The sequence below is a fragment of the Paraburkholderia sp. ZP32-5 genome (assembly GCF_021390495.1).
Classification (GTDB): Bacteria; Pseudomonadota; Gammaproteobacteria; order Burkholderiales; family Burkholderiaceae; genus Paraburkholderia.
The window spans coordinates 411,354-437,690 of the sequence record NZ_JAJEJP010000001.1 but is presented as its reverse complement, the minus strand read 5'-3'; the positions used below and the strand labels follow the sequence as shown (position 1 = coordinate 437,690).

The window sequence follows — 26,337 nt, the reverse complement described above, 5'->3', positions numbered from 1 at the left end:
CCCGCGGCGGAAGACAGGCAGCAGGTACGCGTCGGGAGACCAGATGCTATGATGAAACGTACGGTTTCGACGACTCCATGCGCATAATTCTGATCACCGGTATATCTGGCTCCGGCAAGTCTGTTGCCCTGAACGCGCTCGAAGACGCGGGCTACTACTGCGTCGACAATCTGCCGCCGCGTTTTCTGCCGCAGCTCGCCACCTATCTCGCCGAAGACGGCCAGGATCGTCTCGCGGTCGCGATCGACGCGCGTTCCGGTTCGTCGCTCGACGAAATGCCCGCGATGATCCGCGACCTGAAGCGCTCGAACGACGTGCGCGTGCTGTTCCTGAGCGCAAGCACCCAGTCGCTGATTCAACGTTTCTCCGAAACACGCCGGCGCCATCCGCTGTCCGGTTCGCCCGCACACGACGCGGACGTGGGCCTGCTTACATCGCTCGCCGAAGCAATCGAGCGCGAGCGCGAACTGGTCGCGGGGATGGCCGAATTCGGCCATCAGATCGACACCAGCAACCTGCGCGCGAACGTGCTGCGTGCATGGGTCAAGCGCTTCATCGAGCAGGAGGCGTCGGGCCTCGTGCTGATGTTCGAGTCGTTCGGCTTCAAACGCGGCGTGCCGCTCGACGCGGATTTCGTCTTCGACGTACGCACGCTGCCCAACCCGTACTACGATCATGAATTGAGGCCGCTCACCGGCCTCGACAAACCGGTCAAGGATTTTCTCGATGCACAGCCGGTCGTCCACGAAATGATCGACGACATCGAGAGCTTTCTCGCCAAGTGGCTGCCGCATTTCCGCGACGACAATCGTAGCTACCTGACCGTCGCAATTGGTTGCACGGGCGGCCAGCACCGCTCGGTATTCATCGCGGAGACGCTTGCCGCGCGTCTCGCAACATCGGCGAATGTGATTGTGCGGCACCGCGATGCGCCGGTCGACGTCGGCGAATCATCGAAGCTGGTGGCTTAACCGGCCGCATCGCGCGGCCTTAACCCGAAGCGTTGCGCCATGTCCTCTACGCCTACTGTGTTCGCCGATTTGCCGCTGTTTCCGCTGCATACGGTGCTGTTTCCCGATGGCTTGCTGCCTCTGAAGATCTTCGAAGCGCGCTACCTCGACATGGCGCGCGAGTGTCTGCGAGAAAAGACTCCGTTCGGCGTGTGCATGCTGAAAAGCGGCGCGGAAGTAGCTCGCGAGGAAGAGCCTTCGGTGCCCGAAGCAATCGGCTGTCTCGCTGAAATCGACGAGTGCGATGTCGAAGCATTCGGCATGCTGCTGATTCGGGCGCGCGGCACGAAGCGCTTTCGTCTGCTGTCGCACCGTGTCGAAGCGAGCGGTTTGCTGGTCGGCATGGCGGAGCCGCTCGCCGACGACCTGCCGCTCGAAGGCAACGATCTGCTGGCCAAATTCGGCGCGTGCGCGGAAGTGCTCGAGCGGATCATCGCGACGATTCGCGAACGCGATCCGGATGGCTTGCCGTTTGCGGAGCCGTTCAGGCTCGGCGACCCGTCGTGGGTGTCGAACCGCCTCGCCGAAGTACTGCCGATCGCGTTGCGCGCACGCCAGAAACTGATGGAATTGACCGATGCCGGCGCGCGCATCGACGTCGTCCATCACTACATGCAACAGCATCAGTTGCTATGAAGGCAGTTGCGCACGCATCGCCTTCATCCCATCCGCTTCGTTAGATCAACGAACCCCGCAGACTGTCGAGCAGCTTGCGCACCGGCGCCGGCACGCCGAACGAATCGAGATCGGCGGGCGCGACCCATGCCGTGTCCGCATCGTTGAGCGGCGCCAACGCGCCGGCGCCGCGATCGAATTCCGCAAGCCGCGGCTCGATATCGAGCTTGAAATGAGTGAATACGTGCGAAAACGGCGCAAGCGGCGATACCGCGCCATCGCTGCCGAAAGCGCGAGCGCGCTCGGCGAGCGACGCTTCGTCGGCGGCTTCGGGCAGACTCCACAGACCACCCCAAATTCCCGACGGCGGACGCCGCTCCAGCATCACCGCATCGCCGTCGCGCAACACCAGCATCCACGTGCGGCGAGTCGGCACCGCTTTCTTCGGGCGTGCGGTGGGCAGTTCGCGCTGACGTCCAGTCACGTTGGCGACGCAATCGACCGCGAACGGGCAACGCGCGCAGTCCGGTTTGCCGCGCACGCATAGCGTCGCGCCGAGATCCATCAGCCCCTGCGTGTACGCGCTGACCTCATCGTTCGATGCATTCGACGGCAGCAGCGATTCCGCGAGCGTCCACAACGCATTCTCGACTTTCTTCTCGCCCGGAAATCCTTCGACGCCGAATACCCGCGCGAGCACGCGCTTCACATTGCCGTCGAGGATCGTTGCGCGCGCGCCGAATGCGAACGACGCGATCGCCGCGGCAGTCGAGCGGCCGATACCCGGCAGCTCCGCGAGTTCATCGACCGAGGCCGGAAACGCGCCGCCATGCTGCTCGACGACGACCTGCGCGCAGCGATGCAGATTGCGCGCGCGCGTGTAGTAGCCGAGCCCAGCCCACAGTGCCATCACGTCGTCGGACGGCGCGGCGGCAAGCGCGGCGACATCCGGGAAGCGCGCGAGAAATTTCGCGTAATACGGGATCACCGTCGACACCTGGGTCTGCTGCAGCATGATTTCCGACAGCCAGATCCGGTACGGATCACGCGTGTTCTGCCACGGCAGGTCGTGACGGCCATGCTGGCGCTGCCACGCGACGAGGCGCGCGGAAAAATCGGGCATGGCGGGAAACGCGGGCGCGCTGCCGGCCGTGGTGCCGCGCGGCTTCGGGCGCGAACTTGCAGAGGGAGTCAGACGGGAAGGCATCGAAGATCTAGCGCTGGCAGGTGGGACAGAAGTACGTGGAGCGCTGCCCCTGCACGATCTGTTTGATTGGCGTTCCACACACGCGGCATGGCAGGCCCGCGCGATCGTAAACAAAATAATCGAGTTGAAAGTAGCCGCTTTCGCCGTTGCTGCCGACGAAATCGCGCAGCGTGCTGCCGCCCTTTTCGATCGCGGCGGCAAGCGTCACGCGCACGGCGTCCGCGAGCAGTTCATAGCGCACGAGCGACACGCGGCCCGCCGCGGTGGTCGGCCGGATACCCGCGCGAAACAGGCTCTCCGACGCATAAATATTGCCCACGCCGACCACGATATCTCCGGCCAGCAGCGCCTGCTTCACCGACACCTTGCGCCCGCGCGTCAAGCGGTGCATCAACGCGCCGGTGAACGCCGGCGAGAAAGGCTCGACGCCGAGCCCCGCGAGCAGCGGATGCTCAAGAATGTCGCCGGCCTCGCGCGGATGCCACAACACGGCGCCGAAACGCCGCGGATCGCGATAGCGCAGAACGAATTCGTCGAAGATCCAATCGATGTGATCGTGCTTCGCCGCGGCCGGCGGATGCGGCACATGACGCAGCACCCGCAACGTGCCGGTCATACCGAGGTGGACAATGAACCAGCCCGCATCGATTTCGAACAGCAGATACTTGCCGCGCCGCTCCACTTTGCGCACTACGTGGCCGCGCAAGGTTTTCGCAAGGTCGGCGGGAATCGGCCATCGCAATGCGGCCGTGCGCACGTCGACGCGCTCGACCTTGCGCCCGGACACATACGGTTCGATCCCTCGTCGGGTAACCTCGACTTCTGGCAACTCTGGCATTTTTCTATTGGTCTGCTACTTGCGTGAGTGGTTGTGCGCGTATTGTAGCGAGCGCGTTACAATCGACTGAAACATTGAACGGATTTCCATGAACGTGTCCTTCGTGAAGCTGCTTTCAAGGCGCCTCGCGCGCATGTCCAACGTGCCGCACGCCGTGTCCGCTCGCCGGATGCTCGGTGCCGCAGCGCTCGCATTGTGGGCGCTTGCGGCAGTGCCCGCGCATGCCCAGGCCCCCGCGCCAGATTCGGACGACACGTCGGTCACGTTGCCCGACCCATCGGGTCCGGCAACGGCTGAAGACGAGAAGTCGCTGCCGGGTGTGCCGCTGTCGAGCCAGATCGTCTTCCAGGTGTTAGCCGCCGAAATCGCGTTGCAACGCGACCAGCCGGCGCCCGCCTATCAAACTTACCTTGCGCTTGCGCGCGACACACACGACCCGCGCATGGCGCAGCGCGCCACCGAAATCGCGCTGGCCGCGCAGAGTCCGACGGACGCGCTCGCCGCCGCGCAATTGTGGCAGCAATACGCGCCGGATTCCGAACGCGCCGCGCAACTCGACGCATCGCTGCTCGTGCTGTCGGGCAAGCCCGACGACGCCAAGCCGATCCTGTCGCGCGAACTCGCGAAAGTCCCCGACGAAAATCGCGGCAGCGCGGCCCTCGCGCTGCAATTGCTGCTTTCGCGCGGCCCGAATCGGATCGGCGGCTTGCATGTACTGCAGGATCTGCTGCAGAACGACATGAACCGGCCAGAAGTACAACTCGCGATCGCGCGCCAGCAGCTTCTCTCCAACGACGCGCCGGGCGCACGCAAGTCGCTCGAGCAGGCACTGACACTCAAGCCCGACTATCTGCCGGCCGCGCTGATGCTGTCGCAGATGGGCCCGGAAGAGCGCAAGGAAGGCATCGCGTCGCTCGAAAAATACGTGCAGCAGAATCCGAAGTCGCATGACGCACGGCTCGCGCTCGCGCAAATGTATCTCGCGAGCGACCGTCTCGACGATGCGCAGAAGCAGTTCGAGATCATGCGCAAGGCGAATTCGAACGACCTGACGCCGCTGATGGCGCTCGCGCTGATCAAGATCCAGCAGAAGAACTTCGCCGATGCGCAAACGTATCTGACGCAGTACGCGCAGCAAGCTGAAAAAACGCCGGGCGCGGACGCCGGCCAGGCTTACATCTACCTCGCGCAGTTGTCGCTCGAACAGAAGAACGAGGCGGCGGCAAGCGACTGGCTGAACAAGATTTCGCCGACGAGCCAGCAATACATCCCCGCGCAGATCACGCGCGCGCAACTGCTCGCGAAGCAGGGCAAGACCGAAGACGCGCGCAAGCTGCTCGCCAATCTGCAGACCCCGGATCCGCGCGATGTTGCGCTGATCGCGCGTACCGACGCGGCGATCCTGTTCGACGCGAAGCGCTATCCGGAGGCGGAAGAACGCCTGCAGCAGGCCACCGCAAACTTCCCGGATGACCCCGATCTCACCTATGACTACGCGATGGCCGCCGAGAAAAACGGCCATTTCGACGTCATGGAAGCGCAGTTGCGCAAGCTGATCCAGACCCAGCCGGACAATCCGCAGGCTTACAACGCGCTCGGCTATTCGCTCGCCGATCGCAACCAGCGCCTGCCGGAGGCGGACAAGCTGGTCGAAAAGGCGTCGGCGCTCGCACCGAACGACGCGTTCATCATGGACAGCGTGGGCTGGGTCAAATACCGGATGGGCGACACGGCCGATGCGATCAGCCTGCTGCGCAAGGCATACAGCATCCAGCCGAACGCCGAGATCGGCGCGCACCTCGGCGAAGTGCTGTGGAAGGCCGGCGAACAGGACCAGGCACGCGCCGCATTCCGCGCCGCGCGCAAGCTCGAACCCGACAACGACACTCTCGTCAAAACGTTACAACGTCTTCAGGTAAACGATCTTTGATGCGTCTTTCCCGTTTGATTTCCTTTTCCCGGGCGCCTCGCGGCGTGGCGCTCGGCTTCGCGGCGGCAGCGGTTGTCGCAATGACAGGCTGTGCTTCGGTGAAACCGCAGGGCCCGTCCACATCGAACGCAGCAACCGAAGTCACCGCGCAAACGAGCCGTTCGTATCAAGGCCGGTTCGCCGTGCAGTACAACGATCAGTATGGCCAGCAGCGCAACGCTTACGGCAACTTCTCGTGGCAGGAAACCGGTGACACGGTCACGCTGCAACTGCGCAATCCGCTTGGTCAGACGCTCGCGATCGTGACGTCGTCGCCGGCTTCGGCCACGCTCGAATTGCCGAACCGTCAGCCGCTCACCGCGGACAACGTCTCCACGCTGATGCAGAATGCGCTCGGCTTCACACTGCCGGTCGAAGGACTGCGCTACTGGCTGCAACCGTCGCCTGCGCCGACATCGCGCGCAACGACCGAAAAAGATCCGGAGCAGCCGTCGCGGCTGAAACAGATCACCCAGGACGGCTGGACGATCGACTATCTCGCGTACGCCGACGCGCCGGCTACCGGAGTGAAGCGCGTCAACCTGAGCCGCTCGGAGCCACCGCTCGACATCAAGCTCGTGCTGGATCAGTGAGCTGCTTTCGCCGCGACTTGCGCGCCGGCATCGGCTCGTGCGAGTCTCACGCAATCCTGTTGTCCGCTTGGTTGACCACTTCGTTGCCCGCTTTATTGCCCGTTTGGCGCCACCTTGGCGCATGTAGCCTTCACTCATGATCGAAACAGCCGATTCGCTGCGCGACTGCCTCGCGCCGGCGAAACTCAATCTCTTCCTGCATATCACCGGTCGCCGGCCGGATGGTTATCACACGCTGCAAACGGTCTTCCAGTTGCTGGACTGGGGCGACCTGCTGCATTTCACGCGACGTGAAGACGGGCTCGTCACGCGCAGCACCGAAATCGCCGATGTGCCGCCCGAACACGACCTCACCGTACGCGCGGCAAAGCTGCTGAAAGCGCATACGGGGTCGGACGCAGGTGTCGATATCGAAATCGACAAGCGTCTGCCGATGGGCGCGGGCCTTGGCGGCGGCAGCTCCGATGCGGCAACGACGCTGCTCGCGCTCAATCGCCTATGGAAGCTCGACCTTCCACGTCAGGAATTGCAGGACCTCGCGCTGAAACTCGGAGCGGATGTGCCGTTCTTTGTGTTCGGAAAAAATGCGTTTGCGGAGGGTGTCGGAGAGGCATTGGACGTTGTACAATTGCCGCCGCGTCACTTCCTGGTAGTGACGCCGAGGGTGCAGGTTCCAACTGCAGCGATTTTTTCCGAAAAAGCGTTGACAAGGAACTCAAAGCCTCTCATAATTATGGACTTTCCTGCAGAACTTAGCTGCAATACTGAATGGCCAGAAAGTTTCGGCCGGAATGATATGCAGCAGGTTGTCGTAGAAAAGTACGCGGAAGTAGCGCAAGTGTTGCGATGGTTTGAAGATATCGTGCCGGCGCGGATGTCCGGATCAGGCGCGAGTGTTTTTGCAGCGTTCCGTAGTAAAGCCGAAGCAGAGGCGGTGCAAGCCAAACTGCCAGGCGAATGGAACAGCGCAGTTGCCGCCGGTCTTGATCAGCATCCACTCTTTGCTTTCGCGTCATAAGTTTTGCATCGTCGAACGAAATTCCACGTTCGGCGGAGCTCAAAGTTAGTGTAGGGGAGTCGCCAAGCTGGTTAAGGCACCGGATTTTGATTCCGGCATGCAAAGGTTCGAATCCTTTCTCCCCTGCCAAAAACTCTCGTAGTTCGCTGTAATTCAAATTTCTTCCTCGCCCCAGCCTGAAGTAGGTGCACGATGAGCAGCCATGACGGCCTGATGGTTTTTACTGGCAACGCAAATCCCGCGCTTGCACAGGAAGTCGTCAAAAACCTCGGTATTCCCCTCGGCAAAGCAATGGTTAGCCGTTTCTCGGACGGCGAAATCCAGGTCGAGATTCAGGAAAACGTGCGCGGCAAGGATGTCTTCGTCCTGCAGTCCACCTGCGCACCGACGAACGACAATCTGATGGAACTGATGATCATGGTCGATGCGCTCAAGCGCGCATCCGCTGGCCGGATCACCGCAGCCATCCCCTATTTCGGCTATGCCCGTCAGGATCGACGCCCGCGTTCGGCGCGCGTCGCAATCTCGGCGAAGGTCGTGGCGAACATGCTGGAAATCGCAGGCGTCGAGCGGATCATCACGATGGATCTGCACGCCGACCAGATTCAAGGCTTCTTCGACATCCCGGTCGACAACATCTACGCAACGCCTGTGTTGCTCGGTGATCTGCGCAAGCAGAATTACGAGAACCTGCTGGTCGTTTCGCCGGATGTCGGCGGCGTGGTGCGTGCCCGTGCACTGGCGAAGCAGCTCAATTGCGATCTCGCGATCATCGATAAGCGTCGTCCGAAGGCTAACGTCGCCGAAGTGATGAACATCATCGGTGAAGTCGAAGGCCGCACCTGCGTGATCATGGACGACATGGTCGACACGGCAGGCACGCTGTGCAAGGCCGCGCAGGTTCTGAAGGAGCGCGGTGCGAAGCAGGTATTCGCCTATGCAACTCACCCGGTTCTGTCGGGTGGCGCGGGCGAACGTATCGCAGCATCGGCGCTCGACGAACTCGTGGTCACGGACACAATCCCGCTCGGCGAAGAAGCCCGCTCGTGCCCGAAAATCCGTTCGCTGACGAGCGCCGGCCTGCTCGCCGAGACGTTCTCGCGCATCCGGCGCGGCGATTCGGTGATGTCGCTATTCGCTGAAAGTTAAGTATTTGCGAAGACGCCGCGTATCGCTTCATGTGACACGCGGCGTTTTTGCACAATCGGCATGAACGGACGAAGGTTCGTGCCGCTATCCCGGGCCTCAGCCATTCCGGCTTCGAGGCCCCTGTTTTTACTGCCTGGTCGCGGGCAGTGCATTGGAGATTCAAAATGAAAGTTATCGCTTTCGAGCGTTCCCAGCAAGGTACGGGTGCGAGCCGCCGCCTGCGTAACTCGGGCAAGACCCCGGGTATCGTTTATGGCGCTGGTGCTGACACGCAACTGGTCGAACTCGATCACAACGCGCTCTGGCATGCGCTGAAGAAAGAAGTTTTCCACTCGTCGATCCTCGATCTGGAAGTGGCAGGCAAGTCGCAACAGGTTCTGCTGCGCGACGTGCAATACCACCCGTTCCGTCAGCTCGTGCTGCACGTGGACTTCCAGCGCGTCGATGCATCGAAGAAGCTGCACACCAAGGTGCCGCTGCACTTCATGAATCAGGAATCGAACCCGGCAGTCAAGCTGTCGAGCGCAGTGATCTCGCACGTCATCAATGAACTGGAAATCGAGTGCCTGCCGTCGGCACTGCCGGAGTTCATCGAAGTCGACCTCGCGAAGATCGAAGCAGGTCAATCGGTTCACGCGAAGGACATCCCGCTGCCGGCAGGTGTTGCGCTCGTCGCTCACGTCGACGCGGAAAACCCGGTGGTCGCTGCTGCAACGATCCCGGCTGGCGCAATCGCTGAAGACGCTGCCGCTGCTGAAGGCGAAACGCCGGCTGCTTAAGAACCTCCTGGTTCCAGGCAAGCAATCCTCTCGAACCGTTTCCGATGAAACGGTCGACGTGACCCGCCGAGGTTCTCCCCGGCGGGTTTTTTTTCGGCTTATTCGGTCCGGCCGCGTTTCACCGCCGGGCCAGATGGATCCACGCAATCATGATCAAGCTGATCGTCGGGCTCGGCAATCCGGGCGCCGAATACACCGCGACGCGGCACAACGCCGGCTTCTGGCTCATTGATCAACTCGCGCGCGAAGCGGGCACGATGCTGCGCGACGAGCGACGCTTTCACGGCTTCTACTCGAAGGCGCGGCTGCACGGCGAGGAAGTGCATCTGCTGGAGCCGCAAACGTATATGAACCGCTCCGGGCAGTCGGTCGTCGCGGTGGCGCAGTTCTTCAAGATTCTTCCCGACGAGATCCTCGTTGCGCACGATGAACTCGACATGCCGCCCGGCAGCGTCAAGCTTAAACTCGGCGGCGGCAGCGGCGGACATAACGGCCTGAAGGACATCACCGCGCATCTGTCGTCGCAGCAATACTGGCGGTTGCGGATCGGCATCGGCCATCCGCGCGACCTGATTCCCGAAGCCGCGCGCGCCGGCGCAAAGCCCGATGTCGCCAATTACGTGCTGAAACCTCCGCGGCGCGAAGAACAGGAAGTCATCGACGCATCGATCGAGCGTGCGCTCGCAGTGATGCCGCAGATAATCAAGGGCGAACTGGAACGCGCGATGATGCAACTGCATCGCAACAACGGCTGAGCTCAGCTGAGCCACGCCATCGGCGTCCGAGTCACGCCACCCTGATCGACACACAGCAACCGACTTCGCCAGGAGATTCGCTTGAGCCGCTACTGGAGTGACATCGTTCACCGTTTGACGCCATATGTGCCGGGCGAGCAGCCCGCGCTCGCGCATCCGGTGAAGCTGAACACCAACGAGAACCCGTACCCGCCGTCACCGCGCGTACTCGAGGCGATCCAGCGCGAGCTCGGCGACACGGCCGAAGCGCTGCGCCGCTATCCCGATCCGGACGCGCGCAAGCTGCGCGAAACGGTGGCCGCCTATCACGGCATCCGCGCCGACCAGATATTCGCCGGCAACGGCTCGGACGAAGTGCTCGCGCTCACGTTCCAGGCTTTGCTCAAGCATGACAAGCCGCTGCTGTTTCCGGACATCACGTACAGCTTCTATCCGACCTACGCGAAGCTCTTCGAAGTCGACTACCAAACCATCGCGCTCGACGACAGCTTCGCGATCGACATCGACGATTACGCCGTGCCCAACGGCGGCATCCTGTTTCCGAATCCAAACGCGCCGACCGGCCGGCCGCTGCCGCTCGCGCAGATCGAGCGCCTCGTCGCGAGCCAAACCGATTCGGTCGTCGTGATCGACGAAGCCTATGTCGATTTCGGCGCTGAGTCGGCGATTGCGCTGATCGACCGCTATCCGAACCTGCTCGTCGTGCACACGGTATCGAAATCGCGGTCGCTAGCCGGCATGCGCGTCGGCTTCGCGTTCGGCAATCCCGAACTGATCGACGCGCTGACCCGCGTGAAGGACAGCTTCAACTCCTATCCGCTCGACCGGCTTGCACAGGCCGCAGCGACCGCCGCGTATGAAGACGACGCGTGGTTCCGCGACTGTTGCGCGAAAGTGATCGCGAGCCGCGAACGGCTCGCGGCCGAACTCACGGCGCTCGGCTTCGACGTGGTGCCGTCGGCCGCGAATCTGCTGTTTGTGCGCCACCAGGGTTACGACGCGGCGACACTCGCGTTGCGCCTCCGGGAGAAGGAAATTTTCGTGCGCCATTTCAACGCGCCGCGCATCGACCAGCATCTGCGCATCTCGATCGGCACCGACGCCGAATGCGACGCCCTGCTGGACGCGCTGTGCGGCATCTTGAGCGCTTACGTCGGCTAACGACGCACGCGGAAATCGCAAAATCACCGCGCAAAAAAAACGGCGAAGGCCCACGAGCCTTCGCCGTTTTTTTACGCTCCACTCGCGGACTTTAAGCGCCCTTCGCGGCCTGCAGCGCGTGGTATTTCGCCATCAAACCCTCGGGCGTTTCCGGATGGTCCGGGTCGCGCGGAATACACTCCACCGGACACACCTGAATACACTGAGGCTCGTCGAAATGACCGACGCACTCGGTGCACTTCTTCGGGTCGATCACATAGATTTCCGGGCCCATCGAAATCGCGTCGTTCGGGCACTCGGGCTCGCAAACGTCGCAATTGATGCACTCGTCGGTAATCATCAGGGCCATGCTTTTCTCACTTCACGCCGGACGCAGCCGGCTTTGATTCGCCAAAACCGATAGTTTACGCCGGTTATGGCGTCGTCGCCTGAGCACCGTTTTGCGAATCCATCGCGGCGACCTTCTCCTTCAGCCATTTTTCGACTGACGGGAACACGAACTTGCTGACATCGCCGCCCAGTTGCGCGATCTCGCGCACGATCGTCCCCGAAATGAACTGGTACTGATCGGACGGCGTCATGAACATCGTCTCGACGTCGGGCAGCAGATAGCGGTTCATGCCCGCCATCTGGAACTCGTACTCGAAGTCCGACACGGCGCGCAGGCCTCGCACGATCACCCGCGCGTTGTTGCTGCGCACGAAGTCCTTTAGCAGCCCGTGGAAGCTCATCACCTGGACGTTCGGATAGTGCCCGAGTACCTCGTGTGCAATCGCGAGGCGCTCGTTAAGCGTGAAAAACGGCTTCTTGGCTCGGCTGTCGGCCACGCCCACCACCAGCGTGTCGAAAATGCTCGACGCGCGCCGAACGAGGTCTTCGTGACCGCGCGTCAGCGGGTCGAACGTGCCCGGGTACACGGCGACTACCATGAGACTTCTCCTCTTTTCAGACAAAAGGGCACATCAGCGCGTCCATACGACACATTTGGCACCTGTCGCGGGTGACGATAAACCGCCCGGCCCCTTTTTGGAACGCGCATTATTCCTTATTTTCGCGCTGCAGCAAATGAAAGTGGACAGCCCCCGCTTTGCCCTGCCGCACAATTTCCCAGCCAGCCAGCGCCTCGCAGCTGGTCGCCTTGAACGCTTCGCCCGCCTCCACATACAGAAACCCGCCGGCCGCGACGAGCGGCACGGTCACCGCCAATGCCTTGCCCAGCAGATCGGCGTCGAACGGCGGATCGAGGAAGACGACGTCGAACGAACCGGGCGCGAGACTCGCAGCAAGACGCAGACCGTCCGCTTCCGCGATTTCGATCATGGATGCCGACAGACGCTGCTGGTTCGCGCGCAATTGCCCCGCGGCCCGCGCATTACGCTCCACCATCAGCACGCGCGCCGCGCCGCGCGACGCGGCTTCGAAGCCGAGCGCGCCGCTGCCAGCGAACAGATCGAGACAGCGCTGGCCGTCCAGACGCTGGCCAAGCCAGTTGAACAGCGTTTCGCGAACGCGGTCGGGCGTGGGGCGCAGGCCGTCCAGATCGAGCACGGGCAGCGGCGTGCGTTTCCAGTCGCCGCCGATGATACGGATCGCATGCGGCTTGCCGCTTTTGGACGAAGCGCCGGCGGCGCGTGAGGGTGCTAAACGAGGCATGCGGTTTCGTGCGGTTTCAACTACGTGATCAATACGCCCGCCGCGCCAATGCGCGCGGGCAGGAGCGCCAACGTTACCACAGGGGCGGCGTGCGTCCAGCCTGGCCAATCGGCCGATACGACGCGCCGCGGCACGCCTGATAAAATGTGCAGCTGCCAGCGCCTTGCCTTTTCGCATCGTGGCGCTGCCTTCCTTCGCCGGTCCCGGGCCGGCTGCGCGCATCGGCGCGCTCTCCAATACGCCAGATCATGTTCAGCTTTTTCAAACGATTCAAGGGTTCGAAAGAGTCCGATACCGCCGCGGACGAAGCGCAGGCGGCGCAAGGCGGCGCGACGCCCGAGGCCGAACCTGAAGCGCCCGAAGCGCCTGCCGCTCCCGCGAAGCTCGCTGTTCCGCCAGTGGCCGCGTCCATCGTCGAACCGGAACCCGACTCCGAGCCGGAAGAAGCCGCGCTCGAAACCGTCGAAATCGTTCCGCCGCCGGTGCAGGATGCAAGCGCCCGGCGCTCGTGGCTCACCCGCCTGAAGAGCGGCCTGTCGAAAACGAGTTCGAGCCTCACCGGCATTTTCGTCGGAACGAAGATCGACGAGGAGCTGTACGAAGAGCTCGAAACCGCGCTGCTGATGTCCGATGCCGGCGTCGAGGCCACCGAATTCCTGCTCGAATCGCTGCGCGAAAAGGTGCGCAACGAACGCCTGACCGACCCGCAACAGGTCAAGGCGGCACTGCGCTCGCTGCTCGTCGATCTGCTCAAGCCGCTCGAAAAATCGCTGATGCTCGGCCGCGCGCAGCCGCTCGTGATGATGATCGCCGGCGTCAACGGTGCCGGCAAAACCACCAGCATCGGCAAGCTCGCCAAACATCTGCAGAGCTTCAACCAGTCGGTGCTGCTCGCCGCCGGCGACACGTTCCGCGCCGCCGCGCGCGAACAGCTGGCCATCTGGGGCCAGCGCAACAACGTGACCGTGGTCGCGCAGGAAAGCGGCGACCCGGCAGCGGTGATCTTCGACGCGGTCGGCGCCGCGCGCGCGCGCAAGATCGACGTGATGATGGCCGACACGGCCGGGCGTCTGCCGACCCAATTGCATCTGATGGAAGAACTGCGCAAGGTGAAGCGCGTGATCGGCAAGGCACAGGACGGCGCGCCGCACGAGGTGCTGCTCGTGATCGACGCGAACACCGGCCAGAACGCGCTCACTCAGGTCAAGGCATTCGACGACGCACTCGGCCTCACCGGCCTGATCGTCACCAAGCTCGACGGCACCGCGAAGGGCGGCATTCTCGCTGCCATCGCGCGTCAGCGGCCGGTTCCGGTGTATTTCATCGGCGTCGGCGAAAAGGTCGAGGATCTGCAGCCGTTCAGCGCCGAGGAATTTTCGGACGCGCTGCTGGGCGTCTAACGCGCGCCGTCTGGCTCGCGGCGAATTCGCACCAACCAAGAAGGGCACTCCGTGGAGTGCCCTTCTTTCATTTCAGACGGTCTACCATCGTCATTCAGTATCCGGCTGCACACCAGGCTCCGCGCGCGCAAACGCATCGAGCTGCATCGCGTGATCGTAGATGCGCTGGATCGTCGGAAACTTCACCGTATCGACCTTGAAGCGCTGCGCGTTGAACACCTGCGGAATCAGACACGCGTCGGCGAGCGTCGGCGTGTCGCCGAAACACAGCTTGCCGGTGCGTGCATCGCCGGCAAGATGCGTTTCCAGCGTCGCGAAGCCCGAGTCGATCCAGTGCCGGTACCACGCGTCTTTCGCATCGTCGTCGACGCACAGCGTGTGCTTCAGATACTTGAGCACGCGCAGATTGTTCAACGGATGAATCTCGCACGCGACCTGCAACGCAACCGATCGCACATACGCGCGATCGAGTGGCGCCTTCGGCAACAGCGGCGGCTCGGGATGCGTCTCCTCGAGATACTCGATGATCGCCAGCGACTGCGGCAACACGTTGTTGCCGTCGACGAGCGTCGGCACGATACCGTCCGCGTTGACCTTGCGATATTCGGGCTTCAACTGCTCGCCACCGTCGCGCACCAGATGCACCGGCACATAGTCATATGGCAGGTTCTTCACGTTCAGCGCGATGCGCACGCGATACGACGCCGAACTACGGAAATAGCTGTACAGCTTCATGTTATCTGTCTCCTCCAACCTGCCCGCAGACCGTCAGACGACACGCACGCTGAATTCGCCGAGCCCGTCCACGCCACCCTTCATCAGATCGCCTTGGACTACCGCGCCGACGCCTTCCGGCGTGCCGGTGAAAATCAGATCGCCCGGCTGCAGTTCGAACAGCGTCGACAGATACGCGACGGTCTCGGCCACCGACCAGATCAGTTGCGACACATCCGAGCGCTGCTTGTCCTCACCGTTCACCGACAGCCAGATCGCGCCCTTGCCGACATGGCCGACCACCGACGCCGGATGGATCGGGCCGATCGGAGCCGAATGATCGAAGCCCTTCGCGGTATCCCACGGGCGCCCCATCTTCTTCGCTTCGCCCTGCAGGTCGCGGCGCGTCATATCGAGACCGAGTGCGTAGCCGTACACGTGATCGAGCGCGCTGTCGGCGGGAATGTTCTTGCCGCCCTTGCCGATTGCCGCAACCATTTCCATTTCGAAATGGACGTTCTTCGACTGCGGCGGATACGGGAATTCACCGATCGCACCGGGCGCGACGTACACCACTGCATCGGCCGGCTTCGTGAAGAAGAACGGCGGCTCGCGATCCGGGTCGTGTCCCATCTCGCGCGCGTGCGCTTCGTAGTTGCGCCCCACGCAATAGATGCGCCGCACCGCGAACTGCTCGCTCGACCCCACGACCGGCACTGCCACCTGCGGTGCCGGTGCAAATACGTAACTCATCCCGTTCTCCGTTTTCCGTTTCCGATTGGCGCCGCCGACGCGGCGAGAAAATATCGAGTGTAACGCGCGGCACAGCACGCTGCGCAATAGCGGGGCAGCCGCGCTGCGGCGCCACGTTCTCGCCCGCCGGCCATAGATGCGATACTCACACCCAACCGCCTCTGATCACCGGCGCGGCGCGCGGCTCGAATGCAACCGGCCGCGCCACCCGCCCCTTGCCCCCGATGACCGACTCCACCGCTACCGACACCGTCTCTCCTTTCCCCTGCGCCCGTTTCATCAAGGAAATCGGCCGCGGCCCGAACGGCGCCCGCGCGCTGACCGCCGACGATACGCGCGCGCTCTATCGCGCGATGCTCGACGGCCGCGTCGATGACCTCGAACTCGGTGCAGTGCTGCTCGCGTATCGCGTGAAAGGCGAAACCGCCGACGAACTCGCCGCGATGCTGGCCGCCGCGCATGCGTCATTCGAACCGCTGCGCTTGCCGCACGGCGCGTACCGGCCCGTGTCGATTCCATCGTATAACGGCGCGCGCAAACAGCCGAACCTCGTGCCACTGCTCGCGCTACTGCTGGCGCGCGAAGGCGTGCCGGTGCTCGTGCATGGCGTCACCGAGGATCCCGGTCGCGTGACGAGCGCGGAAATCTTCACGCACCTGCGCATCGAGCAGGCACAGTCGCACGCGCAGATCGAAGACGGCCTCGCCGCGCGCCGCGTCGCGTTCGCGCCGATCGACGTGCTCGCGCCGAAGCTCGCTCGCCTGCTCGCGCTGCGGCGGCGCATGGGCGTGCGCAATTCGACGCACACGCTGGTGAAGATCCTGCAGCCGTTCGCGCCGGCCGGACTGCGTCTCGTGAACTACACGCATCCGCCGTATCGCGACAGCCTCACGCAGCTGTTCAACACGCATCCGGACGCGGCGCTCGGCGGCGCGCTGCTCGCGCGCGGCACCGAAGGCGAGGCGGTCGCCGATACGCGCCGCCAGGTGCAGGTCGACTGGCTGCACGACGGCGTGTGCGAAACGCGGCTGGCGCACGAGCGTTCATCGCCCGACGCGCCCGAAGTCGAACTGCCCGAGGCGCGCGACGCGGCGACCACGGCCGCGTGGATCGACGCCGTGCTGCGCGGTGAAGCGCCGGTGCCTGGTGCGATCGAGCGGCAGGTCGAGCTGATCGTCGATATCGCGAAAGCGCCGGTCTGACGCGTTCGCGCGCTTTCGTGCTTTCATCGTCCAGCGCGCACCGCGCTGGACAGCGCCACGGGCCTCGCCGTTCGATTCGAAATCGCGCTGCGACCACTCAGCGCGCAGCGGCAGCAAGTTGACACGCGGCCGCATGCCGTCATACATTCGCGCTCATGCGTTCCCTTCCGAACACCCTCCGAATTACCTCCGGCCGCCTAGCGCGGCCCCTATCGCTACGCCTGGCGTAAGTCACGCGTAGCGCCACTCGCAGGCAGCTCCGGCTGCCGTCGGGCGGTCCCCTCGTAGCTCCCGCAGTTCCTGTCGTTCCGTTTCACCCCCAGTCGTAGTTCCCACCACCAGTCGTCGTATGCATTCGTCCGTTTACCGCGCGGACGAAGCGAGAGGGTCAAATGCACGTTGCACGGGCAGCATCCGCGTCCGCTTTGCGGTTCGCCGATGCGTTCTTTCAGGTTCGCTCCGGTCGTCATCATGACGCCGCTGCGTTCGCGCCCGTTCGTCGTTGCCGCAGCCATCGGCTGCTCAACCGTGCGTTCATGGCAGTCGGCCAACCGCTCGACGCCACGCCGCCTCGCCGACGACACCACGAATGAGGCACATCACCATGTTGCGCAATCCCGCTGACAAATACCGCCCCTTCCCCGCCGTGCGCCTGACCGGCCGCAAATGGCCAAGCCACACGATCGACGCCGCGCCGGTCTGGATGAGCACCGATCTGCGCGACGGCAATCAGGCGCTGATCGAGCCGCTGAACGCCGCGCAAAAGCTCGAATATTTCGAGATGCTGGTCGCGATCGGCTTCAAGGAAATCGAAGTCGGCTTTCCATCGGCATCGCAGACCGACTTCGATTTCGTGCGCAAGCTGATCGACGAAAAACGCATTCCCGACGACGTGACGATAGAGGTCTTCGTGCCGTCGCGCGCGGAGCTGATCGCACGCACGTTCGACGCGCTCGAAGGTGTACCGCGCGCGATCGTGCATCTGTACAACGCGATCTGCCCGTCGTTCCGGCGCATCGTGTTCAACCAGTCGAAAGATCAGATCAAGGCGCTGGCCGTCGAAGGCACGCGCGCGATCAAAGAGCATGCGCAGCGCCGGCCCGGTACGCACTGGACCTTCCAGTACTCGCCCGAAACCTTCAACACGACCGAGCTGCCGTTCGCGCGCGAGGTGTGCGACGCCGTCGCGCAGACGTGGCGCCCCACGCGCGATCACAAGATGATCATCAACCTGCCGGCGAGCGTCGAGGCAGCCACGCCGAACGTGTTCGCCGACCAGATCGAGTGGATGCACCGCAATCTCGGTTATCGAGACAGCATCGTGCTGTCGGTGCATCCGCATAACGATCGCGGCACCGCCGTGGCCGCGGCGGAACTCGCGCTGCTGGCGGGCGCGGAGCGCGTCGAAGGCTGCCTGTTCGGCAATGGCGAGCGCACCGGCAATGTCGATCTGGTCACGCTCGCAATGAATCTCGACGCTCGGGGCATCGACAGCGGTCTCGATTTTGCGGATCTTGCGGCGATCAAAGGTGCCGTGGAGCGCTGCACGCGGCTTCCGGTGCCGGCGCGGCATCCGTATGCGAGCGACGTGGCGATGCGAATCGCGCAGGCGGTCCGCGTGAATATCAGCGATGAGCACCGCACGGCCGGGCGCGAACAATCCGACGAATGCGTCGCCGTCTGAAGAGTTGACTGGAGCTTGTAGCGGCGGTGCGCGTACCAGCGTTCCGCCGGCGCCGCTGTCGACGTGCTTACAAAGCGCGCACGACGAGCCGACACGAATTCAGTGGACCTCGCGAGAATTCAGTGAGGGCTCGCAAAACCCGCGAGCCCGCCAGTCCACGCAACGGCAAAGCTCACTCGAGCGCGCAACGGGTCGCCTGCCAGGCGATCAGCCGCCACTGCCCGTCTTCGTGCATATGAATCGCCGTGTACGCGATTGGAAACAGCAACGCGCCGTTGTTCGCTTCCATCTCGATCAGCGCGCGGCCCGTCACGACGTAGGTTTCGCGCCCGGCCGGCAGCACGTCCTGCGATTGCACCTCGATCTGCCGATAACGGCGGCGCCCCGCGGTAATCCCGTCGATGAACTGCCGTTTCGTCTCGCGCTTGCCGTTCGTATGAACGTAGCTCACGTTGTCCGCGAGCAGCGTGTCGAGCGACTGCCCATCGCCCTCGACCATTGCACGAAAACGCTCCCGCTCGAGCCCGCGAATCGCTTCGATCATCTTTGCCGCCATTGCAGAGCCCCTCGCACACCGCGGGCCGAAAGGGACCACGGTCAGAAGTTATATTGCAAATATAGCTGGCTGAAATTTATACCAGGATTGGGCTCTTTGATACCGCCATTGGACACATGCTGAAAGCGGTAGCCCGCGAGGTACTGCTGATGCTCGCCGAACTGCAGCCCGACGCCGGCCGTCTCGGCGAACTGGAACGCGGTGCTGAGCGTGAGGTCGGTGGAAATGCGGGGACTCGTCAGCAGCCGGACGCCGGCGCCTGCCTCGGCGAACGGCCGCACCGAGCCCGACGACTTGATGAAACGGATCATCGGCGTGACGCCGAACTCGCCGATATCGTCGTGAACGTTCCCTTCGTTGGTGTGCCACCACGCCGCGTGCGCCTCGCCGACCAGCGCGAAATGCCAGTCGCCGATCGGCCACCAGGTCCAGCCCGGGTTCCACACGAGGCCCAGATCGAGCTTCTTGATGTGATGGTCGCCGACGCCGGCCGTGACCTGAATGCCGAACGGATCCGCGAGAGCCACCCCGGCCGTTCCCATCAGCAGGAGCGCCAGCGCTGTTTTTAGAGTATGTCCACGCAAAACAGTGTTGTTCTTGTTCATCCAGCACCCGCTGTCACGAGCATTTAAACGATGCGCGACTGTCGGGTTAATTCTAAGGACAAACTCAAAGCAGTGGATCGCATGAATAATTCGCCAATTTCGCAATTATTCACTTCAGAATTGGAAAAAATCAGTCATTTATAGGAAACCGGTCAACGTCGCCGGTAACTCCTACGCCTCCATCGCCGCAGCAAAATAGAGCGTATGATGGCTATTGAAATCTGAATTTCAATAGATTTTGAGGGAACCTAGATGCCCCTACGGGCTCTAAGTATTAGCACTCGACAGATCAGAGTGCTAACATCCGTCGCTGGAGTCGTTATCTGAATACGCTATTGTCTGATTCCAAAGGAGTTTCATACGTGAGCCATGCAATGACCCTTCCGAGTACTTTGAGCCCGTCGTCGGCTAAGGCCGCTCCGGCAGGTGCACTGGCGCTCTCGCATTCCTCGCTGCTGCCCGGCCAGCTGGGCAACATCGACGCCTACATCCAGGCCGTCAACCGGATCCCGATGCTGACGCCGGCAGAAGAACGCCAGTTCGCCACCGAATTTCGCGAGCAGGACAATCTGGACTCCGCGCGTCGTCTGGTGCTGTCGCACCTGCGGCTCGTGGTGTCGATCGCGCGCAATTACCTCGGTTATGGGCTGCCGCACGCCGACCTTATTCAGGAAGGCAACATCGGCCTGATGAAGGCCGTCAAGCGCTTCGACCCCGAGCAGAACGTGCGCCTCGTGTCGTATGCGATGCACTGGATCAAGGCCGAGATCCACGAATACATCCTGCGCAACTGGCGCATGGTCAAGGTCGCGACCACCAAGGCGCAGCGCAAGCTGTTCTTCAACCTGCGTAGTCACAAGCAGGGTTTGGGCGCGTTCACGCCGGACGAGATCGAAGGTCTCGCGAAGGAACTGAACGTGAAGCGCGAAGAAGTCGCCGAAATGGAAACGCGTCTGTCGGGCGGCGACATCGCGCTGGAAGGCCAGGTCGAAGACGGCGAAGAGTCGTACGCGCCGATCGCCTACCTGGCCGACTCGCATAGCGAGCCGACCGCCGTGCTGGCTTCGCGTCAGCGCGACAAGCTGCAAAGCGACGGCATCGCCAGTGCGCTCGATGCACTCGACCCGCGCAGCCGCCGCATCATCGAAGCCCGCTGGCTGAAGGTAGAGGACGACGGCTCGGGCGGCTCCACGCTGCACGAGCTGGCTGACGAGTTCGGTGTATCGGCCGAACGTATCCGCCAGATCGAAGCGAGCGCGATGAAGAAGATGCGCGGCGCACTGGCCGAATACGCGTAAAGCCGCAAGCTGCCGCATAGGCCCCCGAAGCCCCGCCCTCGCAAGACGGCGGGGCTTTTTTACGTCCGTTTTTTTGACATTACCGTGGCACGCGCATTCGCGCCTGCCGCTCGTGCCCGGCATATGCCGCGCGCGCCACACCTTCCTTGACGTATCGAGAACCACACGGCAATACTGCGTGAACGCGGCGAGTTTCGCGACTCGCTTCCGCATCGCCAAACCTGAGCGCGCGAGGTTCCACTCCTTCATCGGCATGTATTCGCCAGACCGCCCGGCAACCAGGGCAGCCTGGATCCGGCCGGATTCACCGGCGTGAAGTCGTTCTTCGACCGATCATGACCATAGCCGTCAATCGCAGCAGCACCTTCCGGTCGCGCTGGCGCGACCGATTCATCGGCTGGGTACGCGGCCCGACGCTGGCACGCGATCTCACCATCATCCTCGCCATCAAATTCGTGTTGCTGATGGCGCTCAAGTACACGTTCTTCAATCATCCGCAGGCAGAGCACATGACGCTGCCGCCCGAGCAGGTCGCTCGGGCGCTGCTGTCGGCGCCCGCGCCGCATCCGTCGGAAGGTGATCCACATGCCCGTTAACGAAGTCGTCGAACTGTCGCGCCTTCAGTTCGCCGTCACCGCGCTCTATCACTTTCTGTTCGTGCCGCTCACGCTTGGGCTCGCGTGGCTGCTGGTCATCATGGAGTCCGTCTACGTGATGACCGGCAAGCAGATCTACAAGGACATGACGCAGTTCTGGGGCAAGCTGTTCGGTATCAACTTCGCAATGGGCGTCGCCACCGGTCTCACGCTGGAGTTCCAGTTCGGCACCAACTGGGCGTACTACTCGCACTACGTCGGCGATATTTTCGGCGTGCCGCTCGCCGTCGAAGGGCTGATGGCGTTCTTCCTCGAATCGACCTTCGTCGGCCTGTTCTTCTTCGGCTGGAACCGGCTGTCGAGGGTGCAGCATCTGATCGTCACGTTCTGCGTCGCGCTCGGCTCGAACCTGTCCGCGCTGTGGATCCTGATCGCCAACGGCTGGATGAACAATCCGGTCGGCGCGAAGTTCAACTACCAGACGATGCGCATGGAGCTCGACAGCATCTCGGCGGTGATCTTCAATCCGGTCGCGCAGGTGAAATTCGTGCACACGGTATCGGCCGGCTATGTGACCGCGGCGATGTTCGTGCTCGGCGTGTCGTCGTGGTATCTGCTCAAGCGCCGCGACACCGAATTCGCGCTGCGCTCGTTCGCGATCGCCGCCGGCTTCGGCCTCGCGTCGTCGATTTGCGTAATCGTGCTCGGCGACGAATCCGGCTACCGCACCGGCGAAGTTCAGCAGGTCAAGCTCGCGGCGATCGAATCCGAATGGGAGACCGCGCCCGCGCCGGCACCGTTCACGATCTTCGGCATCCCCAATCAGCGGGAACAGCGCACCGACTACGCGATCCGCGTGCCATACGCGCTCGGCATCATCGCCACGCGGTCGCTCGACGAGCCGGTGGTCGGGCTGCGCGACCTGATCGAGCGCAACGAAGAGCGCATCAAGAACGGCATGCTCGCGTATGAGGCGCTGCAAAAGCTGAAGGGCGGCGACGCAAGCGACGAAGCCCGCGCAACCTTCGAAGCGCACCAGGAAGATCTCGGCTACGCGCTGTTGCTCAAGCCGCTCACGGCAAACGTGACGGATGCGACGCCGGACCAGATCGCCGAAGCCGCCAAGCGGACGGTTCCGCCGGTGCTGCCGCTGTTCTTCTCGTTTCGCCTGATGGTCGGCCTCGGGCTGCTGTTCCTCGCGACCTTCGTGCTGGCGTTCTGGTTCTGCGCGCAGCGCACGCTATTGCTGGAAAAGCGCCGCTGGTTTTTGCGCTGGGCGGTGTGGGCGATTCCGTTGCCATGGCTTGCCGCCGAATTCGGCTGGATCGTCGCGGAAATGGGCCGCCAGCCGTGGAGCATCGCGGGCATTCTGCCGACCAACCTGGCCGCGTCGAACCTGACACCACGCGATCTGTATCTGAGCATCGCCGGCTTCGTGCTGTTCTACACGGTGCTGTTCATCATCGAGATCACGCTGATGTTCAAGTACGCGCGGCTCGGCCCGTCGTCGCTGCATACGGGCCGCTATCACCACGAAATCGCGCAGCCGGTGAACCCGCCGCTCGCGCCGAATACGGTCGCCTGACGCGCCGCCATACCGCCCAAGGGGAAAAACCGCCATGGACTACGCTGTCCTCAGACTGATCTGGTGGGTGCTGATCGGCGTGCTGCTGATCGGCTTCGCGCTGACCGACGGCTTCGACATGGGCGCGGCGATCCTGCTGCCGTTCATCGCAAAGACGGACGCCGAGCGCCGCATCGTCGTGAACACGGTCGGCGCGACGTGGGAAGGCAATCAGGTGTGGTTCGTCACCGCGGGCGGCGCGATGTTCGCCGCGTGGCCGCTCGCGTACGCGGCGTCGTTTTCGGGCTTTTACTTCGCGATGCTGCTGGTGCTGTTCGCGCTGTTCTTCCGGCCGGTCGGCTTCGACTATCGCGGCAAACGCGACGACCCGCGCTGGCGCAATGCGTGGGACTGGGGACTCTTTATCGGCGGATTCGTGCCGGCGCTGGTATTCGGCGTCGCGTTCGGCAATCTGCTGCAAGGCGTGCCGTTCTCGTTCGATACCGATCTGCGCGTGACCTATCACGGCGGCTTCTTCGGCCTGCTCAATCCGTTCGCGCTGCTGTGCGGACTCGTCAGCCTGGCGATGCTGACCGCGCACGGCGCCGCATTCGTGAAGTGGAAGTCGGACGGTGTGATCCACGAGCGCGCGTCGAAGGCGCTGCGGCTCGCCGCGCTGTGCACGGTGGTGCTGTTCCTCGTCGCGGGCGCGCTGGTCGCGACGATGATCGGCGGCTATCAGATCGTCGACGCGCCGCCGCTAGACGCCGTCTCCAATCCGCTGATGAAGACCGTAATCGGCGCGCCGGGTTTGTGGCTGACCAATTACGCACTCTATCCGTGGATGGCCCTCGCGCCGCTCGCGGGTCTGATCGGCGGCGCGCTCGCCGTGCTGCTCGCGCGTTCGCTCTTCGAGGCAAGCGCGTTCCTGTCGACGTCGCTGATGGTGATCGGCGTGATCCTGACCGCCGGCTTTTCGATGTTCCCGTTCATCATGCCGTCGTCGCTCGACGGCCGCAGCAGCCTGACGCTGTGGGATGCAACGTCGAGCCGCCTGACGCTCGAAATCATGCTGTTCGCGGTGATCGTATTCCTGCCGCTGATCCTGCTTTATACGAGCTGGGTGTATCGCGTGATGCGCGGCAAGATCACCGCGGCGGCGATCGAGGAAAATCACCATTCGATGTATTGAGCGCGGCGCGGCAGCGCGGGCGGCCATGCAATGCAAAGCGGCACCTTGAAATCAAGGTGCCGCTTTTTTTGTGACCGCTAGCGCGCGGCCAACCGCGCAATCATCCGTTCACGTCACGCCGGCAGCGGCGCCGCACCCGCGCCGCCGCGAGGCAACGACAGACGCTCGGCGAGTCTCTGCTTATAACGCGGCGCTGCCTCGCCAACGACGATATGGAACGTGTCCGCCGCGACCCACGCGGTATCGAGCGAAGCGAGACGCTGACGATCGACCGCCGACGGATCGCGCACGACGATCCGCAGACGCGTCGCCGCGACCGCATCGAGCGACACCACGTTGCCGGCGCCACCGAACACCGCGAGCCAGCGCAGCGGATCCGGATCGAGCGGGCCGCCTTGCGCTTGATGAGCGTGCTGGGCGGCGCTTTGAGCGTCCGGCGCAGCGGCAGCGGCCAGCATGGCGCCAACGCCTGGCACAGCCGCATCCGCCGCCGCAGCCACGTTCACCGCCGCACCACCTTGCGCGATCACCGTACGAATCTCATCGGCGATGATGTCCGCCTCCGGCCCGATGATCACCTGCACATTGGTCACACCGCGCTTGAGTACGCCACGTGCGCCGATCGACTTCAGTTCGCTCTCGGAGACTTTCTCCGCGTCGACGACCGACAGACGCAAACGCGTCGTGCACGCATCCACCACCGACAGATTCGCCGCACCGCCCAGCGCCGCGATATAGCGCTGCGCACGCGGCGCTGCTGCCGCGGCAGCCGGCGCAACGAAACCGCCCTCGGCGAACGAATCGGTCTGCTCGTCGGCAGCGGGCTCGCGGCCCGGCGTCGCCATGTTGAACTTGCGGATGAAGAAGCGGAACAGCCCGTAGTACACGACCGCGTACACGATGCCGAGCGGGATCGCCCACCAGCCCTTCGTCGACAGACCGAAGTTCAGCACGTAGTCGATGAAACCCGCCGAGAACGTGAAGCCGAGGTGAATGCCGAGCGCCGAGCAGATCGCGAGCGCGAGCCCGGTCAGCAGCGCGTGGATCGCATACAGCACCGGCGCGAGGAACATGAAGCTGAATTCGATCGGCTCGGTCACGCCGGTCAGAAACGACGTCAGTGCCATCGAGGCCAGCAGGCCGAACACCATCGCGCGGCGTTCTTTCGGCGCCTCGTGATACATCGCGAGACACGCGGCCGGCAGGCCGAACATCATCACCGGGAAGAAGCCCGTCATGAAGGTGCCCGCGGTGGGATCGCCCGCGAAAAAGCGGTGCAGGTCGCCGGTGACCGGCGCGCCGCCGGTCGGCGTGAAGGTGCCGAACACGAACCACGTCAGCGAATTGAGAATGTGATGCAGGCCCGTCACGAGCAGCAGACGGTTCAGCACGCCGAACACGAATGCACCCAGCGCGCCCGCCGTGGTGAGCCAGTGCCCGGCGATGTCGATCGCGGACTGCACCGGCTGCCACACATAGCCGAACACGATGCCGAGCCCGACACATATCAGCCCCGTGACGATCGGCACGAAGCGTTTGCCGCCGAAGAACGCGAGGTAGTCGGGCAGCTTGATGTCCTTGTAGCGGTTATACAGCAGCCCCGCGACGATACCCGCGATGATCCCCGACAGCACGCCCATGTTGAGCTTGTCGTTGATGTCCTTCATCACGGCGATCTGCACCAGATAGCCGATCGCGCCCGCGAGACCCGCGACGCCGTTGTTGTCCTTCGCAAAACCGACCGCCACGCCGATCGCGAACAGCAGCGGCAGGTTGCTGAAAATCGCGTCGCCCGCATCGGCGATCATCTTGATGTTGAACACATCGGGCTGGCCGAGTCGCAGCAGCAGGCCGGCGACCGGCAGTACCGCGATCGGCAGCATCAGCGCGCGTCCCAGCCGCTGAATTTTCAGAAACGGATTTCCATCCATGGGTATCTCCAATCTTTGTCTCGTAGTTGAACGTGTTGCTTAAGCGGTGCAGCGATGTGTGAGGAAGTCGCGCAGTGTCCCGGCCGGCACCCTCG

Annotated in this window: 25 protein-coding genes, 1 tRNA gene and 1 pseudogene; 17 read left to right on the top strand and 10 right to left on the bottom strand. The window is 63.3% G+C overall.

Going from position 1 to position 26,337, the window contains the following annotated elements:
* The first annotated feature begins 77 nt into the window (after positions 1 to 77).
* Both rapZ and L0U82_RS01925 read left to right on the top strand, forming a co-directional pair.
* Positions 78 to 971, top strand: coding sequence for an RNase adapter RapZ (gene rapZ / locus L0U82_RS01930; protein ID WP_233828114.1), 894 nt, complete (start codon positions 78 to 80; stop codon positions 969 to 971).
* Between the two features lie 39 nt (positions 972 to 1,010).
* Positions 1,011 to 1,646 carry an LON peptidase substrate-binding domain-containing protein gene (locus L0U82_RS01925; protein ID WP_233828113.1) on the top strand — a complete coding sequence of 212 codons (636 nt, stop codon included), beginning with the start codon at positions 1,011 to 1,013 and terminating at the stop codon, positions 1,644 to 1,646.
* A gap of 40 nt (positions 1,647 to 1,686) precedes the next feature.
* Here L0U82_RS01925 and mutY read toward each other — a convergent pair whose 3' ends face one another.
* Both mutY and mutM read right to left on the bottom strand, forming a co-directional pair.
* On the bottom strand, positions 1,687 to 2,832 hold the full coding sequence (gene mutY / locus L0U82_RS01920; protein ID WP_233828111.1) for an A/G-specific adenine glycosylase: 1,146 nt from the start codon (positions 2,830 to 2,832) through the stop codon (positions 1,687 to 1,689).
* 7 nt (positions 2,833 to 2,839) lie between these two features.
* Positions 2,840 to 3,670 carry a bifunctional DNA-formamidopyrimidine glycosylase/DNA-(apurinic or apyrimidinic site) lyase gene (mutM, locus tag L0U82_RS01915; protein WP_233828109.1) on the bottom strand — a complete coding sequence of 277 codons (831 nt, stop codon included), beginning with the start codon at positions 3,668 to 3,670 and terminating at the stop codon, positions 2,840 to 2,842.
* A gap of 88 nt (positions 3,671 to 3,758) precedes the next feature.
* Here mutM and L0U82_RS01910 point away from each other — a divergent pair, with 88 nt between their 5' ends.
* The 8 genes from L0U82_RS01910 (at position 3,759) to hisC (ending at position 11,094) form a co-directional block, all read left to right on the top strand.
* The gene (locus L0U82_RS01910; protein WP_233828107.1) at positions 3,759 to 5,600 is read left to right on the top strand and encodes a tetratricopeptide repeat protein; all 1,842 of its coding nucleotides are present in this window, start codon (positions 3,759 to 3,761) and stop codon (positions 5,598 to 5,600) included.
* Positions 5,600 to 6,232 (top strand): lipoprotein insertase outer membrane protein LolB, encoded by a 633-nt coding sequence (gene lolB, locus L0U82_RS01905; protein ID WP_233828106.1) that lies wholly within the window; start codon positions 5,600 to 5,602, stop codon positions 6,230 to 6,232. Before L0U82_RS01910 ends, lolB begins: the two co-directional genes overlap by 1 nt.
* A gap of 136 nt (positions 6,233 to 6,368) precedes the next feature.
* Positions 6,369 to 7,250: a 4-(cytidine 5'-diphospho)-2-C-methyl-D-erythritol kinase gene (ispE, locus tag L0U82_RS01900; protein ID WP_233828105.1), complete on the top strand. Its 882-nt coding sequence runs from the start codon at positions 6,369 to 6,371 to the stop codon at positions 7,248 to 7,250.
* Positions 7,251 to 7,302: 52 nt separating this feature from the next.
* Positions 7,303 to 7,379: transfer RNA gene (locus L0U82_RS01895), tRNA-Gln, on the top strand.
* A 63-nt stretch (positions 7,380 to 7,442) separates the two neighbouring features.
* Positions 7,443 to 8,399, top strand: a complete 957-nt coding sequence (locus L0U82_RS01890) for a ribose-phosphate pyrophosphokinase (RefSeq protein ID WP_233828104.1) — start codon at positions 7,443 to 7,445, stop codon at positions 8,397 to 8,399.
* A 164-nt stretch (positions 8,400 to 8,563) separates the two neighbouring features.
* Complete coding sequence (locus L0U82_RS01885; RefSeq protein ID WP_233828103.1) at positions 8,564 to 9,178, top strand: 50S ribosomal protein L25/general stress protein Ctc; 615 nt, start codon at positions 8,564 to 8,566, stop codon at positions 9,176 to 9,178.
* 149 nt (positions 9,179 to 9,327) lie between these two features.
* On the top strand, positions 9,328 to 9,933 hold the full coding sequence (gene pth, locus L0U82_RS01880) for an aminoacyl-tRNA hydrolase (RefSeq protein ID WP_233828102.1): 606 nt from the start codon (positions 9,328 to 9,330) through the stop codon (positions 9,931 to 9,933).
* An 81-nt stretch (positions 9,934 to 10,014) separates the two neighbouring features.
* Positions 10,015 to 11,094, top strand: a complete 1,080-nt coding sequence (gene hisC, locus L0U82_RS01875; protein ID WP_233828101.1) for a histidinol-phosphate transaminase — start codon at positions 10,015 to 10,017, stop codon at positions 11,092 to 11,094.
* 91 nt (positions 11,095 to 11,185) lie between these two features.
* Here hisC and L0U82_RS01870 read toward each other — a convergent pair whose 3' ends face one another.
* The 3 genes from L0U82_RS01870 to rsmD all read right to left on the bottom strand — a co-directional run bounded on the left by L0U82_RS01870 (position 11,186) and on the right by rsmD (position 12,747).
* The gene (locus L0U82_RS01870) at positions 11,186 to 11,443 is read right to left on the bottom strand and encodes a YfhL family 4Fe-4S dicluster ferredoxin (RefSeq protein ID WP_233828100.1); all 258 of its coding nucleotides are present in this window, start codon (positions 11,441 to 11,443) and stop codon (positions 11,186 to 11,188) included.
* Between the two features lie 64 nt (positions 11,444 to 11,507).
* Positions 11,508 to 12,023, bottom strand: a complete 516-nt coding sequence (gene coaD, locus L0U82_RS01865) for a pantetheine-phosphate adenylyltransferase (protein WP_233828098.1) — start codon at positions 12,021 to 12,023, stop codon at positions 11,508 to 11,510.
* A 109-nt stretch (positions 12,024 to 12,132) separates the two neighbouring features.
* The gene (rsmD, locus tag L0U82_RS01860) at positions 12,133 to 12,747 is read right to left on the bottom strand and encodes a 16S rRNA (guanine(966)-N(2))-methyltransferase RsmD (RefSeq protein WP_233833077.1); all 615 of its coding nucleotides are present in this window, start codon (positions 12,745 to 12,747) and stop codon (positions 12,133 to 12,135) included.
* A gap of 248 nt (positions 12,748 to 12,995) precedes the next feature.
* On the opposite strand from rsmD, the gene ftsY reads away from it, so the two are divergent.
* Positions 12,996 to 14,147, top strand: a complete 1,152-nt coding sequence (gene ftsY / locus L0U82_RS01855) for a signal recognition particle-docking protein FtsY (RefSeq protein WP_233828097.1) — start codon at positions 12,996 to 12,998, stop codon at positions 14,145 to 14,147.
* A gap of 90 nt (positions 14,148 to 14,237) precedes the next feature.
* Here ftsY and maiA read toward each other — a convergent pair whose 3' ends face one another.
* Positions 14,238 to 14,882 (bottom strand): maleylacetoacetate isomerase, encoded by a 645-nt coding sequence (gene maiA / locus L0U82_RS01850; protein WP_233828096.1) that lies wholly within the window; start codon positions 14,880 to 14,882, stop codon positions 14,238 to 14,240.
* A gap of 33 nt (positions 14,883 to 14,915) precedes the next feature.
* Positions 14,916 to 15,614, bottom strand: coding sequence for a fumarylacetoacetate hydrolase family protein (locus L0U82_RS01845; protein WP_233828095.1), 699 nt, complete (start codon positions 15,612 to 15,614; stop codon positions 14,916 to 14,918).
* A gap of 224 nt (positions 15,615 to 15,838) precedes the next feature.
* Between L0U82_RS01845 and ybiB the strand changes: the two genes are divergently transcribed.
* Both ybiB and L0U82_RS01835 read left to right on the top strand, forming a co-directional pair.
* A complete protein-coding gene (gene ybiB / locus L0U82_RS01840) occupies positions 15,839 to 16,816 on the top strand; it encodes a DNA-binding protein YbiB (RefSeq protein ID WP_233828094.1) in 978 nt (325 codons plus the stop codon).
* 604 nt (positions 16,817 to 17,420) lie between these two features.
* Positions 17,421 to 18,407, top strand: a pseudogene (locus L0U82_RS01835) (2-isopropylmalate synthase); the annotation flags it as partial.
* A 265-nt stretch (positions 18,408 to 18,672) separates the two neighbouring features.
* Here the strand turns inward: L0U82_RS01835 and L0U82_RS01830 are convergent.
* A complete protein-coding gene (locus tag L0U82_RS01830; RefSeq protein ID WP_233828093.1) occupies positions 18,673 to 19,056 on the bottom strand; it encodes a nuclear transport factor 2 family protein in 384 nt (127 codons plus the stop codon).
* 41 nt (positions 19,057 to 19,097) lie between these two features.
* Entirely contained in the window at positions 19,098 to 19,661 is a 564-nt protein-coding gene (locus L0U82_RS01825; protein WP_233828092.1) for an acyloxyacyl hydrolase, read from the bottom strand.
* Positions 19,662 to 20,023: 362 nt separating this feature from the next.
* On the opposite strand from L0U82_RS01825, the gene rpoH reads away from it, so the two are divergent.
* The 4 genes from rpoH to cydB all read left to right on the top strand — a co-directional run bounded on the left by rpoH (position 20,024) and on the right by cydB (position 24,311).
* On the top strand, positions 20,024 to 20,959 hold the full coding sequence (gene rpoH / locus L0U82_RS01820; protein ID WP_233828090.1) for an RNA polymerase sigma factor RpoH: 936 nt from the start codon (positions 20,024 to 20,026) through the stop codon (positions 20,957 to 20,959).
* 335 nt (positions 20,960 to 21,294) lie between these two features.
* Positions 21,295 to 21,555 (top strand): cytochrome oxidase putative small subunit CydP, encoded by a 261-nt coding sequence (gene cydP / locus L0U82_RS01815; RefSeq protein ID WP_233828088.1) that lies wholly within the window; start codon positions 21,295 to 21,297, stop codon positions 21,553 to 21,555.
* Positions 21,545 to 23,140 carry a cytochrome ubiquinol oxidase subunit I gene (locus L0U82_RS01810; RefSeq protein WP_233828086.1) on the top strand — a complete coding sequence of 532 codons (1,596 nt, stop codon included), beginning with the start codon at positions 21,545 to 21,547 and terminating at the stop codon, positions 23,138 to 23,140. Before cydP ends, L0U82_RS01810 begins: the two co-directional genes overlap by 11 nt.
* A 34-nt stretch (positions 23,141 to 23,174) precedes the next feature.
* Positions 23,175 to 24,311: a cytochrome d ubiquinol oxidase subunit II gene (gene cydB / locus L0U82_RS01805; protein WP_233828084.1), complete on the top strand. Its 1,137-nt coding sequence runs from the start codon at positions 23,175 to 23,177 to the stop codon at positions 24,309 to 24,311.
* Positions 24,312 to 24,424: 113 nt separating this feature from the next.
* Here cydB and nagE read toward each other — a convergent pair whose 3' ends face one another.
* The gene (gene nagE / locus L0U82_RS01800) at positions 24,425 to 26,242 is read right to left on the bottom strand and encodes an N-acetylglucosamine-specific PTS transporter subunit IIBC (RefSeq protein ID WP_233828082.1); all 1,818 of its coding nucleotides are present in this window, start codon (positions 26,240 to 26,242) and stop codon (positions 24,425 to 24,427) included.
* Positions 26,243 to 26,337: the final 95 nt, after the last annotated feature.